The organism is Streptomyces sp. NP160, assembly GCF_006335115.1.
In the GTDB taxonomy this organism is placed as follows: Bacteria; Actinomycetota; Actinomycetes; order Actinomycetales; family Quadrisphaeraceae; genus Quadrisphaera.
Genome location: NZ_VDMJ01000012.1, coordinates 1 through 24,157, shown reverse-complemented (window position 1 = coordinate 24,157; position 24,157 = coordinate 1). Strand labels below are relative to the sequence as shown.

Sequence of the window (24,157 nt, the reverse complement as noted above, 5' to 3'; positions counted from 1 at the left end):
CCCCCGGCTGCACGAGCCCGAGGGATCCGATGTCTCATGACCGAGGACTGGCGCGGTGAGCCTCCGCCCCGGAGGTCGTGCGGCGGTCACGGCCGTGCTCCCCGTGCCAGTCCAACACCATCAACGTCGCATCATCGGCCAGCTCACCGCCGCTGGCGGAGATGACCTCATCGGCCAGCGCGCGGGTCGCTTCCCGCGGGTGCAGGTGCCTGGTCGCCAAGATCCCGGCGGGCAGGTCGACCGTCTCAGCGTTGCGCTCCAGCATCCCGTCGGTGACGAACACGACCCGGTCCCCGGGGTGCAGGTCCACCACGGTCAGCCCGTGCTCCAGCCCTGAGAAGAGCCCCAGGGGCAGGCCCGCAGCCAGCCGGACCTGCTCGACCCGGCCTGCGCGCGCCAGGTAGGGCTGCGCGTGACCGGCGTTGAGCAGGCTCAGCCGACCGGTGGGCAGGTCGACCCTGCCCATCACCCCGGTGACGAAGCCCTCCTGATTCTGGCTGCTCAGGTGCTCGTGCAGCGCAGCGTTCGCCGCGACCGCCTGCTCTGCCAGCGAGGCACCTCGGCGGCGGTGGTTGCGCAGGGCCCCCAGGCACAGCGTCGCCAGCAGGGCGCTGGCCACGCCGTGGCCCATGGCGTCGGTCATCGACAGGTGCAGCTCATCGCGGGCCAGGACGTAGTCGAAGGTGTCCCCGGCGATGCTGGCCGCTGGCTCCAACCACGCCGACAGGGTGAAGGCGCCTGCCTCGCAGGTGAGCGCCGGCGGCAGCAGGCGGCGTTGGATCTCCGCGGACAGGGAGAAGGGCAGGCTGCGCTGGCCCCACTCGTACAGGTCGGTGTGCCGGCGGCTGGCGATCAGCACGTAGGCCAGCACGAAGGCCGTGCGGGCCACCTCGGCCTGCTGGGAAGCGCTGGGCTGGGTAGGCATGGTGAGCTCCACCAGCCCGATCGCCTCGCCGCGTTCGGTGACCGGCGCCAGCACCACCCACCCCTTGCCGCCAGCGTTGACGACCTGCACCTGTTGTGAGCGGATCGCTTGCTCCGCCGGGCCACCGTCGAAGGGCACCACCGTCGCGGACTCCTCCCCGTGCAGGCGCTCGGCGCCGACGTGCTCCCGGTCGTGCCTCGAGGCGCCGCCCGCTGAGTCGGGGGTGAGGGGGAGGTGGGTCAGGCGCACGAGCGCGCGCCCTGACAGGTCGGCGATGAGGAAGGAGACCGCCGTGGCGCCCAGCGCCCTGCCCAGCTCACGTGTGACGGCTTGGACCGCCTCCACGGGGGAGGCGTCCTGCGCGGCGTCGAGCACCTCACGCAGCGCCTGGCCAGTGTTCACCACGCAAGCCTAGGGAGCGCTGAGCAGCGAAGACAGGCGGTGTGCGTCCAGAGGGGGAAGCGGTATCAGCGCTCCGGGCGCAGGCGTCGGCGTGCCACTGCCTCCTGGTCTGGTTGGACGGGAGGCCACCCCGCCTGAGTGGTGGTGGCACGGCGGGGTAAGTAGTAGGGACCGCTTGGTGTTCTGTAGCAACCACGCGCGCTGACGAACAGTTGAGGGAGCATCTGATCTGCATGGGCGACCAGAGCCTCCACGTCCTGCTGGAGCGTCAGGCTGATGCTCTGGTGCTGACGGTCGTGGGTGAGGTCGACCTGTACAGCGTGCCGGTGCTGTCCGCGGCTGCCCTTGACGCCTTGCAGACATTGCAGCAGGCCGGGTCGCAAGGGCGCGATGAAGACCGGCCGTGCCTGGTGCTGGACCTGGAAGCGGTGTCGTTCATGGACTCCGCTGGTTTAGGGGTCTTGGTCGGTGTCCTTCGTCGAGCCAAGCAACAAGGAGTGACCTTCAGTCTGGTCGCCCCGCAGGCAGCGGTGATGAGCCTGCTCCACATCACCGGCCTAACTGGGGTGATGCCCATCTGGGACGACGTTGCGGCGGCGATGGCGCACTGCCAGCGGAAGGCGTGACTCAGCTGGCTGCAACCGTCGTCGCAGTGCGCCGCACCAGCCGGCAAGCCCTTAAGTGACAGGCGACCGGTCAGCGGTACGCTGACGATCCCCGACCGGTGAGCGGCACGCTGACGATCCTCAGATGCGACGGCCGGCATCAGCTAGGGAGAGCGCGCCGACAGCGCACCGGTACTGGTGACCGCCTGTCGGCTTCAGCGTGTGCTCAGGGCCACAGGTACGGGCTCGACCGTCGTCGTCGTCCCGTCCTGCCACACCACCAGGCCAGATCGCCCTGGACGCCGGGCCAGCCACGCGGCCGCCTCCAGGCCCTGGGCGTAGGCGGCCGTGGCGTCGACGTCAGCGGTGGTGAGCGTCCCGGCGACCACGGTCACTGAGGCGACGCCCTGCGGCGCCAGCCCGGTGCGCGCGTCGAGGAGGTGCTGCCCGCGGTGCGCCGTCCCGGAGGTGGCCACCGCCCCGGAGAACACCGGCACGACGGCGACGACGCGCGTCGGGTCGCGCGGGTCCTCCACGCCCACGCGCCAGGGGTCGGCATCGGGGTCCGTGGTCAGGCAGGTCATGTCGCCGCCGGCAGACAGGCAGTGGTCGGTCTCCGGGAGTGCGCGCAGCGCTGCGGCGGCGCGCTGGACGGCCCACCCCTTGACCACCCCGCTGGGGTCCAGGCGCCGTCGCCCGTCGGGTCCGGGCAGATGGACGCTGAACGCGCCGCCGGAGTCGCGTTCGGCCTGCTCGCCGATGGCGAGCACCTCCGCGACCTCTGGGGGGCAGGCGTCCAGGCTCACCTCGCCGCGACCAAGGCGGCTGACCCAGGAGTCCTCCCGGTAGGTGCTGAAGACGGTGTCGGCCCAGCGCAGCTGGTCCATGACGGCGCGCCACGCGTCCTGGGCGAGGGCGTCGTGGTTGTGCCGGCCGCGCAGAGCGAGGCTGATCGGCATGCCCATCACGTGCTCGACGTAGCGCGCCAGGTGGGTGCTCACGCCAGGCCCGCCTGGTCCAGGGCGCTCTGCAGGGAGGTGGTGTAGCCGTCGCTGGTGTATGTGGCGCCGCTGACCATGTCGATCTGGGCGCTCTGCGCCGACAGCGTCTCCTGCACCAGGATCGGCAGCGCCCGGGCGTTGATCTCCTGGTCCCTGCCGTTGGAGTCGGGGTACTGCACGACGTCGACGGCGGTGACCTTCCCGCCGCTGACGGTCAGTTGCACCTGCACCGGGCCCCACCGCGTCTGGGCGGCCTCGCCGGTGACCGTGGTGCTGGACGCGCTGGAGCTCGTGCTGCTCGAGGCGGTGCCCGAGGAGCTGCTGGAGGAGTCGGAGGCGCTGTTCGACCCCGCGCTGGAGGAGGTCCCGTCGTTCCCGGACGCCGTGGTGCTGCTGTCGCTCGATGAGGTGGTCCCGCTGCTGGCAGAGGTCCCGGCGCCGGAGGTGCCTGTGGTGGAGGTTCCCGGGGTTCCTGTCGCTGCGCTGGCCTCGGTCGCGCTGGTGGAGGTGTGGTAGCCGAACAGCAGCACCAGGGCGCTGAGCGAGCTCATGCCCCAGATCACGTTGCGGCGGGTCGCGCTGTTCTTGGTCGTCTGGTCACTCATCGTCATCACCATCCGAAGCTCTCGACGTGCAGGTTCTCGGCGGGCAGGCCCGCCGCGGTCAGCGATCGGGCCACGTCGCGCGCCCACGGCTCGGGGCCGCAGACGTACACGTCGCGCTCGGCGACGTCGGGCAGCCAGTGCCGCACGGCGGTGACGTCGTCGACGTCGCCCATCCCGTCCCCGAGCCAGGAGCCCTCGGCTCGGCGGCGCCCGGGCAGCCACATCACCTGCAGGCCGCGCTCGACGGACAGGCGGCGCAGCTCGGCCTCGAACAGCGGCTGGCCGGTAAAGCGGTGGATCAGCCCGACCTCCCCGGGGGCGTACGGCAGCGCCTCGGCCAGCGCCCGCAGCGGAGTCACCCCGACCCCAGCGCCGATGAGGGCGACCTTGCGGCGGGTACGGGCGCGGGGGCTGAGCCGTCCATAGGGCCCCTCCACGAGCACCCGGGTGCCTGGCCGGAGGCGTCGCAGAGCGCTGCTGCCGTCGCCGACCTCCTTGACCGTGATGCGCAGGCTGCGTCCGTCGGGCGCCGCGGACAAGGAGTACGGGTGCCCGCGGGTCCACCCGGCCCCGGACAGGAAGCGGAAGGTGAAGAACTGCCCAGCCTCGGCAGTCATGCGCGCGGAACGACCGGAGGACATGTGCACCGAGACGACGCCGTCGCCCTCCTCGACCACGCCGCTGACCCGCAGGCGGTAGCGGGCGCTGCGCCAGAGCGGCAGCACGACGCGCCAGGTGAGCACGCTGAGGGCGCAGGCGATCCACAGCCCCCACCAGAAGGCGGTGCGGGCGGTGGAGGCCAGGAAGTCCTGACCGGTCCACAGCTGGTGGGGCAGGGCGAGCCCGACGCCGGCGTAGGCGTACAGGTGCATCAGGTGCCAGGACTCATAGCGCAGCCGCCGGCGGGCGGCCTTGATGCTGGTGACGACCACCATGACCAGGCACGCCGTGCCGGCCGCGGCCAGCAGCATGCCCGGGTAGTCGACCGTGAGGTTCCACAGCTCCCCGGGCGTGGCCGCCAGGTCACCGGCGGCGTAGCCCCAGGTGATGAGGCCGATGTGGGCGAGCATCGCGGTGAAGGAGGTGAAGCCGACCAGGCGGTGCGTGCGGGCGAGCCGCTCCTGGCCGAAGGCCTTCTCCACCACGGGGACGCGAGCCATGAGCAGCACCTGGAAGAGCAGCAGGTCCGAGGCCAGCAGCCCGGTCAGCCGTCCGGTCGAGGTCAGCCCGGAGGCCCAGCCGGTCAGGTCCTGCACGCCGCCGCCAGTGACCCACCAGTAGGTGACCAGCAGCAGGCTGGCCCACACGGTCACCAGCACCGACAGGCGGACGCCGGCGTCCCAGCGGGCGCGGCGACCGAGGTCAGCGGAGGTGTCTGGGGACGATGCGTCCGTAGGGGCGGGCACGGAGCGGTCAGCCAGTGCGGTCATGCCGTCCTCCCGGTGCCGAAGCGCTGCGCCCCGGTGTTCGTCGTGCTGCTCATCGGTCCTCCACGGTCGTCGTCCAGGAGATGTTCGGACGCGGGGTTCAGGTGGACCTGTGGGCTTGCGCTCAACGACCTCTCAACGCCAGCGGGGTGCCAGCAGAAAGCCGGCTGCGCGTCGCCTGTGCGCGACCAGCCGCTCGACCAACCGCACGACCAACCGCACGACCGGCCACGCCCGTCCGCTCCGGTGCGTCCGAGGAGCAAGAAGGCCCGGGGTCTCCACGTCCGTCCGTGGAGGCCCCGGGCCGTCAACGCGATGTACCGGTCAGGCCGAGGCGCCGGAGTAGCTGCTCTGCTGGGCGCCCGAGCTGGCCGAGGGGCTCTGCGTGGAGCTGCTGCTGGCGCCGTCCTCTGAGCCGCGTCCGCCGCCCTGTCCACCGGGGCCACCGCCGTGACCACCGCGGCCGCCAGGACCACCCTGACCACCGGTGCGCTCGGTGATGGTCGCCAGGTCGGCGCTGACGTCGTAGTGGACGTCGGCACCGTCCTTGGTGCCGTTGACGTCGTAGGACCCGTCGGGGTCCTTCTGCACGTCGGTGACCGTCACGGCGGAGTCCTTCGCCGTCACCGCCGCTGACACCTTCGTGGCCTCATCCCCGGTCACGGGGGTGTCATCGCCGCCCTGTCCGCCATGGCCGCCGCCCTTGCCGCCACTACCGCCGGGGCCGCCGGTGCGCTCGGTGATGGTCGCCAGGTCGGCGCTGACGTCGTAGTGGACGTCCGCGCCGTCCTTGGTGCTGTTGACGTCGTAGGACCCGTCGGGGTCCTTCTGCACGTCGGTGACCGTCACGGCGGAGTCCTTCGCCGTCACAGCCGCCGACACCTTCGTGGCCTCATCCCCGGTCACGGGGGTGTGGTCGTGGGGTGCGCGGTCACCGCCCTTGCCCGTGGGCGCCGACGACGAGGAGGACGACGAGGACGACCCGGCCGACGGGGTCTGCTCGCCGGCAGCGCTGGCCAGCGAGGCGCCACCGACGACGAGCAGACCGGTCACAGCTGCAGCCGCCACACCGGTGGCGACCTTCTTGGGGGTGCTCAGGGGCACGGTATTCCCTTCCGTCGCGGGCCGACGACGACGCCGGCGGGGTCCGCTGCGCCCATGAGAGCCCGCGACCCTGGAGCAGCACTGGTCGCAACCTCTCCCCGACCTCTCAAGCCAGACCCAGCCAGGTGTCACCTCTTCGTCACAGCGACGCCGCGGCCGGTGCGGGCAGCCTCAGACGGAACACCGCGCCCTGGGCCGCGGGCAGGAGCAGCAGGTCCCCGCCGTGGGCGACGGCGATGCCGCGGGCGATGGCCAGCCCCAGGCCGCTGCCCCCGGTGGAGCCGACGGTGGTGCGCGCGGAGTCCGCGCGGGTGAATCGTTCGAAGACCCGTTCGCGCAGGTCGGCGGGTACGCCGGGGCCGTCGTCGGCGATGTCCAGCTCCACCCACCCCCGCCCCTCGACCGCCACCTCGCGCACGGTCATCGTCACCGTGGTGCCCGCGGGGGTGTGGCGTCGGGCGTTGGTCAGCAGCCCCGCCACCACCTGGTGCAGGCGCTGGGCATCGCCGTCGACGTCGACGGGCTCCTCCGGCAGGTCGGCCTCCCAGGCGTGGTCCGGGCCGGCGGCGCGGGCGTCGACCAGCTCCTCCAGCACCAGCTGGCTCAGCGGAACCGGCTCGCTGGCCAGCGGCCGTCCCGCGTCCAGGTGCGCCAGCAGCAGCAGGTCCTCCACCAGGTGCCCCATCCGATCACTTGCCACCGCGATGCGCTCCAGGGAAGGCCGCACCCCGTCAGCCCGCCCGCTGCGCAGGGCCTGCTCGGTGTGGGCTTGCACCACCGCCAGCGGGGTGCGCAGCTCGTGGCTGGCATCCGCCATGAAGCGCCGACGCCGCTCCTCCTCCGCGTCGCGGACCTGCAGCGCGGCGCGCACGTGGTCGACCATCGCGTCCACCGCGCCGCTGACCCGGCTCACCTCCGCGGTCGACCCCCTTGCCGACCCCGGTGAGGTCACCGGGCCCGGCAGGCCGCCCGCCGAGCCCGCCAGCGGCAGCTCGGTGATGCGCAGCGCCGTCGTTGTGACGTCCTGCAGCGGTCGCAGCCCGCGCCGGACCACCAGCGCTGTCATCACGCCGCCTGCAGCCGCGGCCAGCAGCCCGAGAGCGAGTTCTCCCAGCACCACCCGGCGCAGCACCGCGCCGACGGTGGCCAACGGCAGCCCAGTCACCTGGGTGGCGCCGTCGTCGGTCACGGCCCGGACCCGGTAGTCACCCAGGGCTCCCAGGTCCACGCTGGCGGGGTCGCTGCCCGGGCGGACCGCCGCCAGGGCAGCGGCGGAGGCGGCGTCGAGGTCGACCGTCGTCGTCGCCCCGTCTCGGCCCACCACCGAGGCCTGCACGACCTGCCCGCCGGACAGGATCACGCCCAGCGTCCCGACGCTCTGCCCGCGGCCCAGGCCGCGGTCAGGATCCACAGCACTGGGCCGCCCGCTGCCGCCCGCGCCACCACCGTGAGGACCGTTGTCGCCCGCGTCGCCGGTGCCGCGGCGGTCGACCTCGGCGGAGTAGCGCCCTCCGGCGTCGGCCAGCTGGGAGTCCAGCTGGGAGAGCAGGGAGGCGCGCAGCACCAGCGCCGTCGTCATCCCGGTCACCCCGGTGACCAGGAGGACCAGGACGACGAGCGCCGCGGTGAGGCGGCCTTGCAGCGTGGGCTGTCGCCGCCTGGAGGGCACGTGAGGGGCCCTCATGCGGGTGTCCGCAGCACGTAGCCGACACCGCGCACGGTGTGGATGAGCGGGGTGCGTCCGGCGTCGACCTTGCGTCGCAGGTAGCTGATGTACAGCTCCACCACGTGGGCGTCGCGGCCCAGGTCCTGCTGCCAGACCTCGGCGAGGATCGTCTGCTTGGACAGCACCTTGCGCGGGGTGCGTGCCAGCAGCCGGAGCAGCTCGAACTCCGTGGCGGTCAGCTCGATGCGGTCGGGCCCGCGGTGCACCTCGCGGGTGTCCTCGTCCAGGCGCAGGTCCTCGAAGACCAGCTGGCGCCCCGGTGCAGCGCCCGCCGTAGCGGCCGGGCTGGAGGTGCGACGCAGCAGGCCACGCAGGCGCACCACCACCTCCTCCAGGTGGAAGGGCTTGGTGAGGTAGTCGTCCCCACCCAGTCGGATGCCGGTGACCCGGTCCTCCAGGGCCGACCTAGCCGTCAGGAACAGCACGGCCACCGCGGGGTCGGCCCGCCGCAACCGCTCGAGGACGGCGAAGCCGTCCAGGTCGGGCAGCATCACGTCAAGGACGACGGCGTCTGGCGCGAAGGCTTCCGCCTCGCGCACCGCGGCGCTGCCGGAGTGGGCGACGCGGCACTCGAAGCCCTCACCGCGCAGCACCGTGGACAGCACGTCGGCCAGGTCCGGCTCGTCATCGACCACCAGGACCCGCACCGAGGTGCCGTCGGGGCGCAGCGGCGTCTCACCGCGTGGGATGGGGGCGGCGGTCTGCGGCGGGGTGCCCGGTCGGTCCACGGCCACAGCATCCTGCGTCTCGCTGTGGGGGCAGCAGCCATGTCCGACGCAAGACTGTGCCTCGGTGCAGGTCTCGATGACGACCGCTCACCGAACGTCCGTCTCAAGGCCCGATGCGCCGCCTCGAACCTCGTGGCCCGGCCGCAGCGAGACCACCTGACGCTCTGCTACGTCACCGTCGGCTGTTTCGCTGCTTGGGATTTCGGGGACCGGGCCCTTGTCTCATTTGCCCTGTGCGATGAACGGTCCGGTCAGGGGGCGCCCTACGAGACGCGGAGCGGGCGCCGCGCCCCGGCCACGCTGAAAGCAGCGGGGGGAGGCGGAGCAAGATATACGGAGTGGTGACCACTCCGGTTGCCTGCGACAGCCCGACCGGCGCGGTCGGGTGGCGGACGGGGGACGAGGCCGTGAGGCCGAGCGGTCGGTGGCACGGCCGGTCGTCGCCCGGGGCGTCCGCCCGCGCCGCTCTACGGACAGCGGACTGCTGCCCCCCTCGGGAGGTGCTCGGTGCTCCTCGTGGCGCCGGGAGATGACGAAGCGCGTCGTGTCCGGTTGCGCTGCAGGCTTTGATGGCCGCCTTCCAGGTGACCCGGAGAGCGGTGGGCCTGGTGTCTGCTCGGACGCCTCCGACGAGCGAGAGGGCAACCGGTGTCCACTGCCATGTGTGATCAGGCGGCTGTTCGACGCACGCCTCACCGTTCAGGAAGGCGGAGCTCATGCCAATAGACCAGGGGTGCTCAAGCCTGGGGCCGCAGGCGACTGCGGACATCGATGAGTGACTACCTCTTGACGCGAGAAGTGGCTGAACTGCTCCGCGCCCCAGAGTCGACGGTGAGGTATTGGCGCCACATCGGCACGGGGCCGCCGAGCGCCAAGGTCGGCCGGCGGGTCCTCTACCGCCGGGAAGCGGTGCTCGCCTGGCTCCTTGTTCAAGAGGAGGTGGCGAGCCCACCGGGGCGTCTGGAACGGACACCGCTCGGCCTCTCAGTCGCACCTCGCAGAGGTGCTCGTGGCCGCCCTGCAGGCGGTCTGCACACAGCCGACTGACAACCCGTTCGCTGTCCACAGAATCGACAGCGGTCGCTGCTTTCGAGAGGGCTGGGCTTGAGGCTAGGGGCATGTCCTCTCTCTCACTCGAATGGCGGTTGGTGGAGCGCGATGCATCTGTTGCGGCGAGGCGCGAATCGGCGTCAGCGTTGCCCTGGCAGCCAACTTCTCGATCGACAACGGACGCGCACATTGCGCTGACGCCGAACCTGGCCAGGTCGCCTCGGCTCACCACCGCTCAAGGCTGAGCATGGCGAGCATCGCGAAGAGACCGGACGGCACATGGCGTGCGCGTTACCGCGACGAGCACGGCAAGGAGCACTCGCGACACTTCTCGCGTCAGGTCGACGCCAAGCGCTGGCTCGACGAGGTCACGACCCAGGTGATGACGGGTGCGTACGTCGACCCGGCCAAGGGCCGGGTCACGCTCGCTGCCTTCTACGCCGAGTGGGCAGAGCGGCAAGACTGGGCGTCGGGAACGCGGAGGGCCATGGACCTCGCCATGACCGACTGCACGTTCACCACGGTCCAGCTGTCGCGCGTCCGGCTGTCGCACGCGGAGCAGTGGGTCAAGTCGATGTCGTCGCGAGGACTCATGCCGGGGACCGTGCGCACGCGAGTCAACAATGTTCACAGCGTCGTGCGCGCTGCCATGAGAGACAGGCATCTCGCGCTGGATCCGATGCAGAACCTCAAGCTGCCGCGACGCCGCCGGGCCGAGGTGGCCATGCGGCTGCCCGAGCCGGAGGAGGTCGCAGCGATCCTCTCCGCGGCGGACCCGATGACTCGGGTCATGGTGCTGCTTGCCGCGTTCGCGGGGCTTCGAGCCGGCGAGCTCTACGGGCTGCAGGTGGGAGACGTTGACTTCCTCAAGCGCGTGATCAAGATCCGGAGGCAGTTGCAGCGCGTCAACGGCGGAGGCGTTGAGGAGTCCCCTCCCAAGTTCGGCTCCGAGCGAGACGTCTACGTGCCGGAAGAGCTGCTCGCTGAAGTCGCCGCCTACGTGTCCGCCCACCGACGCGGTGACCGCCCCGCTCGGTGGGTGCTCGTGGCGCCTGGAGGAGAGCCGCTCCACGCGAACACGGGAGGGCACCGCTGGAGGCGCGCCTGCGCCGTAGCGGGCGTCACCGGCCTGAGGCTGCACGACCTCAGGCACTTCTTCGCCAGCGGTCTCATCGCCCAGGGCATCGACGTGGTCGCGGTCCAGCGCGCCCTGGGGCATCAGAGCGCCAAGGTCACTCTGGATACGTACAGTCACCTCTGGCCGAGCGCCGAGGACCGGACCCGTGCGGCCGCCAAGGCCCTGCTCGACACTGTCCGCGAGGTGCCCGTTCACGCTCACGCGGACTCCCTGCGGACCAAGGGCTACAAGTAGCCTGCTGAGCACCGCCTCCAGGAGTTCCGCTTCAACGTCTGAGCCGGAGCGCACCCCGCCGGGCCGCGGGGGTGGCTCGGCATCGCCCGTGCGGGGGTGACCCCCACCTGCGGCGTTGCCGCTCCCAGGTCCGTGTGGTCACCTGATCCCACGATCCGAGGGGGGTCACCGATGGCCGATCAGCCGTCAGCACCGCAGGGACCGGGCAGCCGGGCGTCGTCCCAGGTCAGGGAGCCGGGACCGGAGCACCGCGCCGGAGGTCCGCAGGCCGCCGCAGCGGGGCGCCGCGGGCCGTCCCGCCGCGCCGTGATCGGCACCGGCGTCGGCGTGGTGGCGGCCGGCGGTCTCGCGTCCTGGCTGGCCCTGCGGACCGGGGAGGGCACGGACGCACCGGGCGGTGGCGGCACCGCCGCCCCCTCTGCGTCTCCGGAGGCGTCAACGCCCTTCGTGCCCCGCCAGTGGATCTCCGGCGCCTCGGGGGAGGGCGTGGCCGACGGCTCCTACGCCGCCGCCCGCGGCAGCGACGTCGCCGTCTCGGCCACCTGGTTCGACAACAACACGGCCATGCTCGAGCTGTACACGCTGCAGCCGGGCGAGGAGTTCGACGGCTGGGACAAGCCCCTGGACGTCTCCCTCGGCGCGATCGACATGGACGACGAGGGTGAGACCTGGGCCGAGGCGGCCGCGGGCGCCTACGACGACCGCTGGCGGGAGTCGCTCACGCGCCTGCGCGACATCTGGGGCGGTCGGCAGTCGACCTGCTACGTCAGGTTCGCGCACGAGATGAACGGGAACTGGTACCGCTGGAAGGTCGTCTCCGACGACGTCGACGACTTCAAGACGGCCTGGGGCCGCTACCGCGCCCTCCAGCAGGAGGTCTTCCCCGCCTCCAAGCTCGTGCTCTGCTTCAACCGCGAGTCGGTGCAGAGCGGTTACGACTGGCGCGACCTGTACCCCGGCGACGGCCAGGTGGACGTCATGGGCGTCGACTACTACAACCAGTTCCCGGCCATCGACACCGCCGAGGAGTGGGACGCCGCCATGGTGCTCGAGGACCCGTTCGGCGGTCCCAAGGGCCTGCAGGGGCACCTCGACTTCGCCAAGGAGGTCGGCCTGCCGCTGGCCGTCTCGGAGTGGTCCGGCAACGCCGACGAGGGCGACCACCCGGTCTTCGTGCAGAAGATGCACGAGTTCTTCTCCCGCAACGGTGGCACCGGTGCGGGCGAGGTCCTCTACGAGGTCCAGTTCAACGTGGACATGCAGGGCTCCGACGGCAAGTTCCTCATCATCAGCCCGCAGACGCGCATGCCGGAGTCCGAGAAGGCGTACACCAGCCTGCGCTGGGGGAACCCGACCGCCTGAGGGGTGTCCGCCTCAAGGCGGACGCCGGACGTCCCGATGACCCTCAGGACGGGTGCAGAGCGCGCCCGGTGTCGAGGGGGCACGGACGTGGCGAGGACGAGGTGGGCGGACCTCCGCCTGGGCACCAAGCTGAGCGCGCTGGTCGCGGTCGGGGGAGCTGCCACCCTGGCGATGGGGGGCCTCGCGGCCGTGGCGCTGGCGGACGTGGGCGCGAAGGTCGACCAGCTCGCCGCCAGCAACAGCGCCACCCAGCAGGCCCTGCGCGCCGACATGATGCACGACGCGGTGCGCGGCGACCTGCTCCGCATGGTCGTCTCCGCCGATCCCGGCGAGCGCACCGACGCGGCGCGGGAGATGGCGGAGCACCAGGAGACCCTCACCGGGGCGCTGGCCGCCGTCCGCGCCGAGGACCTCGGCGACGGCGTCACCGCCGCGCTCGACCGCGTGCAGCCCGACGTCGACGCCTACCTGTCCGCGGCCGCCTCCGCCTCGCAGGTCGCCGTGCGCGACCCGCAGGCCGCCCTGGCCGGCTACGGCGACTTCCAGGAGGCGTTCTCCACCCTCGAGGACTCCATGCCCTCCGTCGGCGAGGCCGTCGAGGAGCGGGTCGCCGCCGCGAGGGCCGGTGTCGCCGCCGAACGCCGCTCCGCCGCGGTCTCGCTGAGCGCCACGGGCCTCGTCGGCCTGCTCGTGCTCGTCGTCCTCGGTCTCGCGGTGACGCGCTCCGTCACACGGCCCCTGCGACGGGTCACCGAGGTCGTCACCGCACTGGCCGAGGGCGACCTCACGAGCAGCTGCGACCTCCAGCGCCGCGACGAGCTGGGTGTCACCGCCGCCGCCCTGGACCGCGCGCTGGTGTCCCTGCGCCGGGTCCTGTCCGGTGTGGTGGCGCAGTCCGACGCCGTGGCCAGCGCCTCCGAGCAGCTGCGCGCCACCACGTCCCAGATCGCGGCCACCTCCGAGGAGACCAGCGCGCAGTCCCGCGCGGTGGCCGGGGCGGTGGAGGAGGTCTCAGCGGGCGTGCAGACCGTCGCCGCGGGCGCCGGCGAGATGGGCGACGCGATCCGGGAGATCGCCAGGTCCACCGAGGAGGCCACCCGCGTGGCCGGCACCGCTGTGGACGCCGCCACCACCGCCACGCAGACGGTGACGGGCCTGGGCGAGGCGAGCCGGGAGATCGGCGACGTCGTCAAGGTCATCACGAGCATCGCCGAGCAGACCAACCTGCTGGCGCTCAACGCCACCATCGAGGCCGCGCGCGCCGGGGAGGCCGGCAAGGGCTTCGCCGTGGTGGCCGCCGAGGTCAAGGAGCTGGCGCGCGAGACCGCGTCCGCCACCGAGGACGTCGCGCGCCGCGTGGAGACCATCCAGCAGGGCGCCTCCGGGGCCGCGGAGGCCATCGCCGGCATCTCCGGCGTCATCGCCGAGATCTCGGCGCACCAGAGCACCATCGCCGCGGCGGTGGAGGAGCAGACGGCGACCACCCAGGAGATGTCGCGCTCAGCCGGCGAGGCCGCGGGTGGTGCGAGCACGATCGCCGCGACCGCGTCCACGATGTCGGGCACGGCCGCGGCCACGAGCGACGCGCTCGGCGAGGCCCGGGCGGCCGTGGACGACCTGGCCGGGCGTGCCGCGGCGATGCGCCGCGAGGTGGCAGCCTTCCGGTTCTAGCGGTCGACGCCGTTCGCGGCAGGTCCGACGGCGCTCTCGCCCCGGTCAGGCGACGCGTCGGAACTGCACGTCGTCGGTCCACAGCGCGCGGACCGAGACGCTCTCGCCGGTGCGCGGCGAGTCGATGATCTTGCCGTCGCCGGCGTACATGGCCACGTGCCCGTAGCTGTTGAAGAGCACCAGGTCACCGACGCGCGGCTCGGAGACGGCGTAGCCCGCCGTGCGCATCGCGGCGGAGGTCCGGGGCAGGGCCACCCCGACCTTGGCGTAGGCGTACTGCACCAGGCCGGAGCAGTCGAAGCCGCTGGTGGGACTGGTGCCGCCGAACCGGTAGGCGAGCCCCACGTGCTTCTTGGCCTCGGCCACGGCGGTCTCGCCGGCGCTGGCCTCCCGGGGCGCGGGAGCCGCCGCCGCAGCGGGGGCCGGGGCGGCCGCGCCGCCGGTGGGCAGGGACAGGACCTGGCCGGGGTAGATGGTGGAGCTCCACGCCAGGCCGTTGGCGGCGAGCACCGCCTGGGTGCTGACCCCCGCCGCCCGCGCGATCTTCGAGACGGTGTCGCCCGCACGGACGGTCACCGAGCCGCCGCCCAGCGCGCCGTTGGCGGGCACCGGGGAGGCCGCCACCGACAGGTGCGCCGCCGCCTTCACCGCGGGGGTGCCGCTGTGCGAGGTCCCGGGGACGTGAGCGGACGCGGCGCCCGCCGTCGCGACGACGGGGACGGCCGCCAGCGCTCCGGTGGTGACCACGGCACGGGTCACGGCGCTGACGTCGACGAGGGGGCGCACCGGTGCGCGGTGCCGTGCAGTTCGAGCCACGGCTGCGACGCTAGGTGATCGTCTCGTCACCGTCTGGCGAATCGCAGATCCCCAGGAACTTCCCACCGGAGGGCACAGCGGACACCGAGCCCCGCCAGTGCCCCCGCCAGCGCCTCCGCCGGTCCGGAGCGGTCCGGAGCGGTCCAGGTGGGTGCGCTGTCCCCGAAGCGGCTCGTGGGCACGTCAGCGGCCCCTAGCCTGGGCGCCGTGACACCCGTCCTCGCGCTCGGCCCGTCGTGGCTGGACCCCGACACGCTGATCCGGACGCTGGGCTTCATCGGCATCCTCGCGATCGTCTTCGTGGAGTCCGGCCTGCTGGTCGGCTTCTTCCTCCCGGGCGACTCGCTGCTGTTCACCGCCGGTCTGCTCATCGCGACCGGCGTGCTGCACGTGCCGCTCTGGCTGGCCCTGGTGCTCGTCCCGCTGGCGGCGGTGCTGGGGGACCAGTGCGGCTACCTCATCGGGCGGCGGCTCGGGCCCGCGGTCTTCAAGCGTCAGGACGCGCGCTTCTTCAAGCCCCAGTACGTGGACGACGCGTTCGCCTTCTTCGAGAAGTACGGGGGGCGCGCGGTGCTGCTGGCCCGCTTCGTGCCCGTGGTGCGGACCTTCGTCCCCGTCGTCGCCGGTGTCGGGCGGATGGACTACCGCCACTTCGTCGCGTGGAACGTGGCCGGGGGCGTGCTGTGGGGCGCCGGCGTCACCACTCTGGGGTACCTGCTGGGCGGCGTCGCCTTCGTGCGGGACAACATCGAGGTCATCCTCATCCTCATCGTGCTGGTGTCGGTGCTGCCGGTGGTGGTGGAGGTCCTGCGCGCTCGGGCGCGGACCCGGTCGGAGGGCGTCGCCGCAGGTCGATCGCGCGGAAGAGGGGCTCACCGCGCGTGATCAAGCGGTGAACAGCGGGTGTGACGCGGGCGCCTGCCTGGTTGCGAATCGGTAACGGCGGGGCGATCCCGGCGTCAGCCTGTTGCGGACTTGTGGATCGGCGGGGTGGAGTGAGCCGTCCAGACGGGCAGGGCGGCAAGACCTGCCACCCGCCCGAACCGCGACGCCCGACGAAGGGTCCTCCCCGCGTGATCACCTCTCGCAGAGCCACTGCTGCTCTCGCCGTCCTCGCAGGCGGCGCCCTGCTCATCTCCGGCTGCTCCGCGGACCGCGGCGGCGGTACCGGCGGTGCCAGCAGCGGCGCCAGCTCCGGCGGGACGAGCAACGCCACCATCACCGTGGCGCACGAGCAGGAGTTCAACTCCTACAACAACAACACGGCGGACCAGAACGCGGTCCAGAACACCGTGGTCCTCAACAACGTGCTCGGGGGCTTCTGGGACTTCGGCCCCGACGGCGGCGTGGAGGACGACAAGGAGTTCGGCACCGTCGAGAAGACCAGCGACGACCCGCTGACCGTCAAGTACACGATCGCCGACGGCGCCGTCTGGTCCGACGGCCAGCCCATCGCGTGCGAGGACATGGTCCTCGCGTGGGCCGCGAACTCCGGCAAGTACACGAGCCAGGAGACGGATGCCGACGGGAACCCGGTCTCCGGCTTCTCCTCGGCCGGCACCACCGGCTACGAGGACATGAACATCCCCCAGTGCAACGCCGGGGACAAGACGGTCACCGTGACCTACACGAAGGTCTTCGCCGACTGGGCCGGGATGTTCGGCGCCGGCTCGATCATGCCGGCCCACATCGTCGCCAAGGGCGCGGGCGTCTCCGACCTGCTCGGTGCGATCCAGAACAACACCGCCGACCAGGTGGCTTCTCTGGCGGAGTTCTACAACACCGGCTTCATCGGCAAGCCCGGCACGGTGGACAAGGAGAACTGGGTCTCCTCCGGCCCGTACGTGATCGACTCCTGGCAGGCCGGCCAGTCGATCACCCTCAAGGCCAACCCCGAGTACTGGGGCACCCCCGCCAAGACGGGCACCATCGTCATCCGCTTCATCGACGCCACAGCCCAGGCCCAGGCCCTCGCCAACGGCGAGATCCAGGTGGCCCGCCCGCAGCCGGCGCAGGACATCCTCAAGCAGCTGCAGGCCATCGGGAACTCGGTCAAGATCGACCAGGGTGACGAGTACACGTTCGAGCACCTGGACTTCAACTTCCAGGGCGAGTTCAAGGACGCCAACCTGCGCAAGGCCTTCGCGCTGTGCGTGCCGCGCCAGCAGATCGTCGACAACCTCATCAAGCCGGTCAACGAGAACGCGACCGTCCTGAACTCGCGCTACAAGCTGGCCTTCCAGGAGGGTTACCAGCAGGTGGTCCAGGCCTCCTACAGCGGTGAGTACGACCAGCCCAACATCGACCAGGCCAAGCAGCTGCTGGGCGGCAGGACCGGCGTCACCGTGCGCATCGGCTACCAGACCCCGAACCAGCGCCGCACCGACGCCGTCTCGCTGATCAAGGCCTCCTGCGACCAGGCCGGGTTCAACGTCGAGGACGCCGGCCAGCAGGACTTCTTCGGCAACGGCCTCGCCGCCGGCAACTTCGACGTGGCGCTCTTCGCCTGGTCGGGCTCGCCGCTGGTCTCCTCCTCCGCCTCGACCTACGTCACCGGCGGCGGCAACAACAACGGCAAGTACTCCAACCCGCAGGTCGACCAGCTGACCGCCACCCTGCTCTCGCAGACGGACACGGCCCAGCAGGACCAGACGATCGGCGAGATCGAGAAGGTGCTGTGGAGCGACCTGGCGACCATCCCGATCTTCACCTTCCCGGGTCTGCAGGCCAACAGCACGGACGTCTCCGGTCCCGCGTTCCAGCCGGCCCAGAGCCAGCAGACGTGGAACGACGACCAGTGGGCGGTCGCGCAGCAGTCGTGACCCCTCCGTCGGCCGGTCCCTCCCCCCTGTGGAGGGGCCGGCCGACGGCCGTCCTCGCCCGCGAGGACGAGCCGCGGCACCCCCGCCTCCACGCGGCGTGGAGGGGAGGAGCAACCTAGATCGGTCAGGGGACGCGCGCCTGCGCGCCCTTCGGGCTGACCGGACGCTCCCGGGGAGGCCAGACCGCTCGTCCGGACCGTCCGTCCGCAAAGGGGTTCACACCCGTGGTCGCTTTCGTCCTGAGGCGCCTGCTGATCTCGATCGGCGTCTTCTTCGTCGCCACGTTCCTCATGTACGTGCTCGTCGCCAACGCCGGGGATCCGCTCGAGGACCTGTACGGCATCACCGATCCGGGTGACCGCGCCGCTCGCATCGCCTCGCGCACCGAGATCATGCAGCTGAACACCCCGGTGGTCGTCCGCTACCTCCACTGGCTGGGCGACCTCGTCGGCTACCTGTGGGGATCGGGCAGCCTGGGCGTCAACCGCACCGGGCAGGCCGTGGCCCCGCTGCTGGGCCTCGCCCTGAGCAGCACGCTGCGCCTCGTGCTGCTGTCGACGGTGCTCGCCATCGTCACGGGCATCGCGGTGGGCATCGTCTCCGCGCTGCGCCAGTACACGAGCTTCGACTACACGCTGACCTTCTTCTCCTTCGTCTTCTACTCGCTGCCCATCTTCTGGGCGGCGGTGCTGCTGAAGCAGTTCGGGGCGATCGCCTTCAACGACTGGCTCGGCGACCCGGTGGTGCCCCTGCCGGTGCTGCTCGTGCTCGCGGTGGTCGGTGGCCTGTTCGGCGTCAGCCTCGTCGGCGGTCGGACCTGGGCCAAGCGGGGGCTGGCGTTCGCCGGTGGCTTCCTCGTCGTGGCCGCGGTGCTGCTGGTCGTCTCGCAGACCGACTTCCTCGCCCGGCCCACGCTGGGCCCGGTCGGCGTGTCGGTGCTCGGCCTGGCCGCTGCCGTCGGCGTCACCGCCCTGGTCTCCGGCCTGGCCGCGCGCAGGGTCCTCATCGCCTCGCTGGCGGGTGCCGTGGTCGGGATCGTCATCTACGTGGCCACCGTGGGCGTGCTCGCGGACCCGACCTGGCCCCTGCTGCTCGGTCTCTTCGCGGTGACCCTGGTGGTGGCCGGCGGGATCGGTGCAGGCATCGGTGGCATCGACAGGAGCCGCGCCGTGCGGGCCGCGGTGCTCTCGGCCGCGGTGGTCGCGGCCCTGAGCTTCGTCGACTGGCTCATGTACGCGTGGCCGGACTACGTGACCAACTCCTTCGGGCGCCCCATCGCGACCATCGGGTCCAACACGCCGAACTTCGACGGCACCCTGTGGCAGACCACGCTCGACACCCTGACGCACCTGGTGCTGCCGAGCGTGACCCTGGTGCTCATCTCCTTCGCGCAGTACACGCGCTACACGCGCTCGAGCATGCTCGAGACGATGAACCAGGACTACGTGCGCACCGCGCGCGCCAAGGGGCTGACGGAGCGGACGGTGATCATGCGCCACGCCTTCCGCAACGCGCTCATCCCGGTGACCACCCTCGTGGCGCTCGACTTCGCCGCCGTCGTCGGCGGTGCTGTCATCACCGAGCGCATCTTCGGCTGGCAGGGCATGGGAACGCTGTTCCTCGGCGGCGTCCAGACCGTCGACCCGCCACCGGTCATGGCCTTCTTCATCGTCGCGGCCGCCGCGGTGCTGCTCCTCAACATCGTGGCCGACCTCGTCTACGCCTACCTCGACCCGAGGATCCGCCTCTCATGACGACCACCGACCCCCGCACCACCGCCGGCGAGCCCGGCGGACCGGGCTCCTCCGGTGACGCCGGTGACGCCGGTGACGCCTCCGGCATGTCCGTCGTCGCCCTCTCCCAGGGCCAGCTGGTCCGGCGGCGCTTCCTGCGCCACCGCGGCGCCCTCGGCGGCATGGCGGTGCTCCTGTTCGTGGTGGTGCTGGCCTTCAGCTCCATCGGCTTCGCGGGGATCCCCGGCTGGTGGCACTACGGGTTCACGCAGCCCACGCCCATCGAGAACGGCGGGCGCCCGACGCTCGACCTCATCCCGTGGTTCGACGGCGACGGGCTGGCCTGGGGAGACCACCCCTTCGGCCAGGACAACATCGGCATCGACTACTTCGCGCTCACCATGCGCGGGGCCCAGCGCTCGCTGATCATCGCCTTCGTCGTGGGTGTCGTCGCGACCGCCATCGGCACGCTGGTCGGAGCCCTCGCCGGCTACTACCGCGGCTGGGCCGACAGCCTCCTCATGCGCATCACCGACGTGTTCATCACCATCCCGGTGATCGTCATCGGCGCGGTGCTGGGCCGGCGCTTCGGCTCGTTGCCGATCGCCCTGTTCGGAGCGATCCTCGGCGTGCTGCTGTGGACCTCGCTGGCGCGGCTGGTCCGAGGCAGCTTCCTCTCGCTCCGCGAGAAGGAGTTCGTGGAGGCCGCCCGTGCGATGGGTGCTTCGAGCAGGCGCATCATCTTCAAGCACATCCTGCCCAACAGCCTCGGCGTCATCATCGTGTCCGCCACGCTGACCATCGCTGTCGCGATCCTCGTGGAGAGTTCCTTGAGCTACCTCGGCCTCGGAGTGCGGCCGCCGGAGACCTCCCTCGGCCTGCTCATCAGCAACTACGAGTCGGCGTTCACCACCAGGCCCTGGCTGTTCTGGTGGCCCGGCCTGTTCATCGTGCTCATCGCGCTGAGCGTCAACTTCATCGGCGACGGCCTGCGCGACGCGTTCGACCCGCGCCAGGCGAGGGTGCGCTCATGAGCCCCCGGTTCGGCTCCGCGGCCGCCTCCGAGACCCCCGCCGGCCAGCCGGGCGGCGCTCACGCCGCAGGCCCCCGCGCCGCCACCGACCGCCCCGTCGACGGCCAGCCCGTGCTGCAGGTGGAGGACCTCACGGTCGCCTTCCCCACGGAGGACGGCGTGGTCCGGGCCGTCCGCGGCATGACCTACTCCGTGGCGCCCCGCGAGGTGCTCGGCATCGTCGGGGAGTCCGGCTCGGGGAAGTCCGTCTCGTCCATGGCCGTCATGGGCCTCCTCCCCAGGAGCGCCCAGATCAGCGGCCGGATCGTCTTCCGCGGCGAGGACGTGCTCTCCATGAGCCCGCGCCAGCAGCGCGGGCTGCGCGGCCGCCGCGTCAGCATGATCTTCCAGGACCCGATGACGGCGATGAACCCCGTCTACACCGTCGGGGACCAGCTGGCGGAGGCCGTCCGCTCCCACAGCGCCGTGCCGCAGAAGGTGGCCCTCAAGCGCGCCAAGGAGATGCTCGACCTGGTCGGCATCCCCCAGGCCGAGGCGCGCCTGCGCGCCTACCCGCACGAGTTCTCGGGCGGCATGCGCCAGCGCGCGATGATCGCCATGGCGATCATCAACGACCCCGACGTCATCATCGCCGACGAGCCGACCACGGCCCTGGACGTGACGGTGCAGGCGCAGGTGCTCGACACGCTGATGTCGGTGAAGGACGCGGTCGACGCCGCGATCGTCTTCATCACCCACGACCTCGGCGTCATCGCGCAGGTCGCTGACCGCGTGCTGGTCATGTACGCCGGCAAGCCGGTGGAGATCGGCACCACCGCCGAGGTGTTCACCAAGCCGCTCATGCCGTACACGGCGGGGCTGCTCGGGTCGACGCCGTCGGCGGAGGGCAGCCGCGCCGGGGAGCGGCTCCGGCCGATCTCCGGTGCCCCGCCGTCGCTGATCTCCCTGCCGCCGGGGTGCCCGTTCGGGCCGCGCTGCCCGCTGGCCCGCGAGGACTGCCGGGCCAGCGAGCCCGAGCTGCGCCACCGCCCCGCTCCCGGCACCACCCTGCCGGTGGTCAGCCGCGACCACCTGGCGGCGTGCCACCACAGCGACGAGCTGCTGGCCGCCGAGGACCCCACCCGCTTCTTCCGCGCCGAGAGCGAGGTCACCCCGTGAGCACGTCGACCACCGCCGGCGGCGGCACCCCGCAGGACCCGGTGCGGCCCTCGGACGCCGAGCGCGACACCCACCTGCTCGACGTGCGCGACCTGGTCATGAACTTCCCGGTGCGCGGCGGCGGCATCATCCAGCGCGTCGTCAACCACGTGCAGGCCGTCTCTGGCGTCAGCTTCAGCCTCGACGCCAACGAGACGCTCGGCGTGGTCGGGGAGTCCGGCTGCGGCAAGTCGACGACGGGCCGCGCGCTGCTGCAGCTGCACAAGCCGACGTCCGGCTCGGTGCGCTTCGACGGCCAGGAGCTCATCGGCCTGTCCGAGAAGGGCCTGCGCCCGGTGCGCCGCGACCTGCAGATCGTCTTCCAGGACCCGTACGCCTCGCTCAACCCGCGGCTGCCGGTCAACGACATCATCGGCGAGCCCCTGGTGATCCACGGGACCGTGCCCGACAAGGCCGCCCGCAAGGAGCGCGTGCGCGAGCTGCTGCAGCTGGTGGGCCTCTCACCCGAGCACGGCAACCGCTACCCGCACGAGTTCTCCGGCGGCCAGCGCCAGCGCATCGGCATCGCCCGAGCGCTGGCGCTGGGCCCCAAGCTGCTGGTGCTCGACGAGCCGGTCTCCGCGCTCGACGTGTCGGTGCAGGCCGGGATCGTCAACCTGCTCGAGGACCTCCAGGCAGAGCTGGGCATCGCCTACATGTTCATCGCCCACGACCTCTCGGTGGTGCGGCACATCTCCGACCGCGTGGCGGTGATGTACCTGGGCAAGATCGTGGAGATCGGGCCCAAGGACGACATCTACGACCGGCCCATGCACCCCTACACGCAGGCGCTCCTCTCGGCGGCCCCCTCGGCCGACCCCGGGGTTGCGCGGACGGCGGCCAAGGAGCGGATCGTCCTCGAGGGCGACGTGCCCTCCCCGCTCAACCCGCCGTCGGGGTGCCGCTTCCGGACCCGCTGCTGGAAGGCGCAGGAGGTCTGCGCCACCACCGAGCCGCCGCTGGTGGAGAAGGACGGCGGGGGAGCCGCGCACCAGATCGCCTGCCACTTCGCCTCCACCGACGTCGGCCACCCCGGCGGCCGCACGTCGCTGCCCGTGGCGGCCGTTCGCGCCGGCGGGGAGGCCGCCTGACCTCCGGCGGGCCACCCGCCACCGGCAGCCGGTCGCTGCTGGTGGTGGGCGCCGCGCTCGTCGACGACCTCGCCGCGCCCCGCCGTCTGCTGGCCGCGCGGCGCAGCCGTCCGTCGGCGCTGGCCGGCGGGTGGGAGCTGCCGGGCGGCAAGGTGGAGCCGGGCGAGCAGCCCACCGAGGCGCTGCGGCGCGAGCTCCGGGAGGAGCTCGGCGTGGAGGTGGAGCTCGGTGACGAGCTGGTCCCGCACCCCGGTGAGGGTTCCGGGGGCCCGTACGCCGGCGACGGCGTGTGGCCGCTGCCAGGGGTCGGCGTCCTGAGGGTCTGGTGGGCGCGCGTGGCCTCCGGTGAACCCCACCCCCTCGAGGACCACGACGCCCTGCGCTGGCTGGACCTCGACGACTGGCTGGGCGCCGTCGCGTGGCTGCCCGCCGACATGCCGGTGGTCACGGCGCTGCGCGCCGCGGTCGGCCGACCCGCCTGACGGCTCGCCGCGGCGGGTCAGCCAGCGGTCTCCGACGCCTCGCCGGCCGCCCGCTCGGCGGCGGGGGAGGCGTCGAGCTGCCCGACCGCCAGGTCTTCCAGGCGCGCGAGCAGCTCCTTGTTGCGCAGCCCGATGACGAGCGAGCGCAAGGGGCGCGGCACCCAGCTGCCGGGCCCGGAGACGGCGTCCTCCTCGATGGTCACCACCGTGCCGTCACCCCTGCCGAGCAGGGAGATGACGACCCGGGCCTCGCCCAGCGGCCACCCCTTCGCCGTCAGCTGCAGGCGCTTCCCGGGCTCGACCGCGTCGAGCGTCGACGTGCCGCGGCGCATGAGCGGCCAGAAGCCGAAGGAGTGGTGCAGCACGGCGCCGGCCACGGGCCAGTCGCCCTCGACGGCGCGCATGTGGGCGGTGCCGACCACGAACACCGGGTAGTTCCAGGGGTCGCTCAGCACCTCCCAGACCAGCTGCGAGGGGACCGGGACCCAGTGGCGCCGCGTGCTCACCGGCCCAGCCTGGCGCGTCGGGCGTCGCTCGCCAGCTGGAGGGGGTGGGCCTGGTGGTGCGCCTAGCGGCGGGCGCGGGGGATGAGGCGCTCCAGCTGGGTGACGTGGTCGGGGGTGAGCTCTTCGAGGGAGTGGGCTCCGAGCAGCTTCATGGTGCGCACGACCTGCTCGGACAGGATGGAGATGGCCTTGTCGACGCCGGGGCGTCCGCCGGCCATCAGCCCGTACAGGTAGGCCCGCCCGATGAGGGTGAAGCGTGCTCCCATCGCGATCGAGGCGACCACGTCGGCGCCGTTCATGATGCCGGTGTCCACGATGACCTCCAGGTCGGCGCCGACCTCCTTCACGACCTCGGGCAGCAGGTGGAAGGGGACCGGGGCGCGGTCGAGCTGGCGCCCGCCGTGGTTGGACAGCACGACCGCGTCCACTCCGGCGTCGGCGAAGGCCTTCGCATCGGCCACGGACTGCACGCCCTTGACGGCGAGCTTGCCGGGCCACA

Annotated in this window: 22 protein-coding genes; 12 read left to right on the top strand and 10 right to left on the bottom strand. The window is 72.2% G+C overall.

Going from position 1 to position 24,157, the window contains the following annotated elements:
* Positions 1-34: 34 nt before the first annotated feature.
* On the bottom strand, positions 35-1,327 hold the full coding sequence (locus FHN55_RS08125; RefSeq protein ID WP_257570800.1) for a PP2C family protein-serine/threonine phosphatase: 1,293 nt from the start codon (positions 1,325-1,327) through the stop codon (positions 35-37).
* 233 nt (positions 1,328-1,560) lie between these two features.
* On the opposite strand from FHN55_RS08125, the gene FHN55_RS08120 reads away from it, so the two are divergent.
* Complete coding sequence (locus FHN55_RS08120) at positions 1,561-1,953, top strand: STAS domain-containing protein (RefSeq protein WP_139711817.1); 393 nt, start codon at positions 1,561-1,563, stop codon at positions 1,951-1,953.
* A 194-nt stretch (positions 1,954-2,147) separates the two neighbouring features.
* Here the strand turns inward: FHN55_RS08120 and FHN55_RS08115 are convergent, their stop codons facing one another.
* The 6 genes from FHN55_RS08115 to FHN55_RS08090 all read right to left on the bottom strand — a co-directional run bounded on the left by FHN55_RS08115 (position 2,148) and on the right by FHN55_RS08090 (position 8,523).
* On the bottom strand, positions 2,148-2,933 hold the full coding sequence (locus FHN55_RS08115; RefSeq protein ID WP_218974455.1) for an FAD:protein FMN transferase: 786 nt from the start codon (positions 2,931-2,933) through the stop codon (positions 2,148-2,150).
* On the bottom strand, positions 2,930-3,538 hold the full coding sequence (locus FHN55_RS08110) for an FMN-binding protein (protein WP_139711816.1): 609 nt from the start codon (positions 3,536-3,538) through the stop codon (positions 2,930-2,932). Before FHN55_RS08110 ends, FHN55_RS08115 begins: the two co-directional genes overlap by 4 nt.
* Positions 3,539-3,543: 5 nt before the next feature.
* Positions 3,544-4,968, bottom strand: a complete 1,425-nt coding sequence (locus FHN55_RS08105; protein ID WP_139711815.1) for a ferric reductase-like transmembrane domain-containing protein — start codon at positions 4,966-4,968, stop codon at positions 3,544-3,546.
* A gap of 321 nt (positions 4,969-5,289) precedes the next feature.
* The gene (locus FHN55_RS08100; protein WP_139711814.1) at positions 5,290-6,069 is read right to left on the bottom strand and encodes a hypothetical protein; all 780 of its coding nucleotides are present in this window, start codon (positions 6,067-6,069) and stop codon (positions 5,290-5,292) included.
* A 139-nt stretch (positions 6,070-6,208) separates the two neighbouring features.
* Positions 6,209-7,738, bottom strand: coding sequence for a cell wall metabolism sensor histidine kinase WalK (locus tag FHN55_RS08095; RefSeq protein WP_257570799.1), 1,530 nt, complete (start codon positions 7,736-7,738; stop codon positions 6,209-6,211).
* An 11-nt stretch (positions 7,739-7,749) separates the two neighbouring features.
* Positions 7,750-8,523 carry a response regulator transcription factor gene (locus FHN55_RS08090; protein WP_139711812.1) on the bottom strand — a complete coding sequence of 258 codons (774 nt, stop codon included), beginning with the start codon at positions 8,521-8,523 and terminating at the stop codon, positions 7,750-7,752.
* A 771-nt stretch (positions 8,524-9,294) separates the two neighbouring features.
* On the opposite strand from FHN55_RS08090, the gene FHN55_RS08085 reads away from it, so the two are divergent.
* From FHN55_RS08085 to FHN55_RS08070, 4 genes are all read left to right on the top strand, one after another.
* On the top strand, positions 9,295-9,570 hold the full coding sequence (locus FHN55_RS08085; protein WP_139711811.1) for a helix-turn-helix domain-containing protein: 276 nt from the start codon (positions 9,295-9,297) through the stop codon (positions 9,568-9,570).
* 250 nt (positions 9,571-9,820) lie between these two features.
* Positions 9,821-10,945: a site-specific integrase gene (locus tag FHN55_RS08080; RefSeq protein WP_139711810.1), complete on the top strand. Its 1,125-nt coding sequence runs from the start codon at positions 9,821-9,823 to the stop codon at positions 10,943-10,945.
* Between the two features lie 171 nt (positions 10,946-11,116).
* Complete coding sequence (locus FHN55_RS08075; protein ID WP_139711809.1) at positions 11,117-12,307, top strand: glycosyl hydrolase; 1,191 nt, start codon at positions 11,117-11,119, stop codon at positions 12,305-12,307.
* A gap of 87 nt (positions 12,308-12,394) precedes the next feature.
* Positions 12,395-13,978, top strand: a complete 1,584-nt coding sequence (locus FHN55_RS08070; protein WP_218974454.1) for a methyl-accepting chemotaxis protein — start codon at positions 12,395-12,397, stop codon at positions 13,976-13,978.
* A 45-nt stretch (positions 13,979-14,023) separates the two neighbouring features.
* On the opposite strand, the gene FHN55_RS24105 is transcribed toward FHN55_RS08070, so the two are convergent.
* On the bottom strand, positions 14,024-14,794 hold the full coding sequence (locus FHN55_RS24105; RefSeq protein ID WP_139711807.1) for a C40 family peptidase: 771 nt from the start codon (positions 14,792-14,794) through the stop codon (positions 14,024-14,026).
* A 207-nt stretch (positions 14,795-15,001) separates the two neighbouring features.
* On the opposite strand from FHN55_RS24105, the gene FHN55_RS08060 reads away from it, so the two are divergent.
* From FHN55_RS08060 to FHN55_RS08030, 7 genes are all read left to right on the top strand, one after another.
* Positions 15,002-15,679, top strand: a complete 678-nt coding sequence (locus tag FHN55_RS08060) for a DedA family protein (RefSeq protein WP_180357707.1) — start codon at positions 15,002-15,004, stop codon at positions 15,677-15,679.
* Positions 15,680-15,867: 188 nt separating this feature from the next.
* A complete protein-coding gene (locus tag FHN55_RS08055; RefSeq protein ID WP_139711805.1) occupies positions 15,868-17,616 on the top strand; it encodes an ABC transporter family substrate-binding protein in 1,749 nt (582 codons plus the stop codon).
* A gap of 224 nt (positions 17,617-17,840) precedes the next feature.
* On the top strand, positions 17,841-19,370 hold the full coding sequence (locus FHN55_RS08050) for an ABC transporter permease (protein ID WP_139711804.1): 1,530 nt from the start codon (positions 17,841-17,843) through the stop codon (positions 19,368-19,370).
* Positions 19,367-20,383: an ABC transporter permease gene (locus FHN55_RS08045; RefSeq protein ID WP_139711803.1), complete on the top strand. Its 1,017-nt coding sequence runs from the start codon at positions 19,367-19,369 to the stop codon at positions 20,381-20,383. The genes FHN55_RS08050 and FHN55_RS08045 overlap by 4 nt, the downstream gene beginning before the upstream one ends.
* A complete protein-coding gene (locus FHN55_RS08040; RefSeq protein ID WP_139711802.1) occupies positions 20,380-21,540 on the top strand; it encodes an ABC transporter ATP-binding protein in 1,161 nt (386 codons plus the stop codon). The genes FHN55_RS08045 and FHN55_RS08040 overlap by 4 nt, the downstream gene beginning before the upstream one ends.
* 98 nt (positions 21,541-21,638) lie before the next feature.
* Positions 21,639-22,670: an ABC transporter ATP-binding protein gene (locus FHN55_RS08035; RefSeq protein WP_139711825.1), complete on the top strand. Its 1,032-nt coding sequence runs from the start codon at positions 21,639-21,641 to the stop codon at positions 22,668-22,670.
* Between the two features lie 38 nt (positions 22,671-22,708).
* The gene (locus FHN55_RS08030) at positions 22,709-23,152 is read left to right on the top strand and encodes an NUDIX domain-containing protein (RefSeq protein WP_373995710.1); all 444 of its coding nucleotides are present in this window, start codon (positions 22,709-22,711) and stop codon (positions 23,150-23,152) included.
* Between the two features lie 17 nt (positions 23,153-23,169).
* Here the strand turns inward: FHN55_RS08030 and FHN55_RS08025 are convergent, their stop codons facing one another.
* Positions 23,170-23,658 (bottom strand): SRPBCC family protein, encoded by a 489-nt coding sequence (locus tag FHN55_RS08025; protein ID WP_139711801.1) that lies wholly within the window; start codon positions 23,656-23,658, stop codon positions 23,170-23,172.
* A 62-nt stretch (positions 23,659-23,720) separates the two neighbouring features.
* Positions 23,721-24,157 (bottom strand): alpha-hydroxy acid oxidase (locus FHN55_RS08020; protein ID WP_139711800.1); only part of this gene is annotated, 437 nt, incomplete at its 5' end.

What these genes read in the sequence shown, in the direction of transcription:
- FHN55_RS08040 (WP_139711802.1), top strand. Translation starts at nt 20,380, where the DNA reads ATGAGCCCCCGGTTCGGCTCCGCGGCCGCCTCCGAGACCCCCGCCGGC.
- FHN55_RS08085 (WP_139711811.1), top strand. Translation starts at nt 9,295, where the DNA reads ATGAGTGACTACCTCTTGACGCGAGAAGTGGCTGAACTGCTCCGCGCC.
- FHN55_RS08035 (WP_139711825.1), top strand. Translation starts at nt 21,639, where the DNA reads ATGAACTTCCCGGTGCGCGGCGGCGGCATCATCCAGCGCGTCGTCAAC.
- FHN55_RS08075 (WP_139711809.1), top strand. Translation starts at nt 11,117, where the DNA reads ATGGCCGATCAGCCGTCAGCACCGCAGGGACCGGGCAGCCGGGCGTCG.
- FHN55_RS08110 (WP_139711816.1), bottom strand. Translation starts at nt 3,538, where the DNA reads ATGAGTGACCAGACGACCAAGAACAGCGCGACCCGCCGCAACGTGATC.
- FHN55_RS08120 (WP_139711817.1), top strand. Translation starts at nt 1,561, where the DNA reads ATGGGCGACCAGAGCCTCCACGTCCTGCTGGAGCGTCAGGCTGATGCT.
- FHN55_RS08105 (WP_139711815.1), bottom strand. Translation starts at nt 4,968, where the DNA reads ATGACCGCACTGGCTGACCGCTCCGTGCCCGCCCCTACGGACGCATCG.
- FHN55_RS08045 (WP_139711803.1), top strand. Translation starts at nt 19,367, where the DNA reads ATGACGACCACCGACCCCCGCACCACCGCCGGCGAGCCCGGCGGACCG.
- FHN55_RS08080 (WP_139711810.1), top strand. Translation starts at nt 9,821, where the DNA reads ATGGCGAGCATCGCGAAGAGACCGGACGGCACATGGCGTGCGCGTTAC.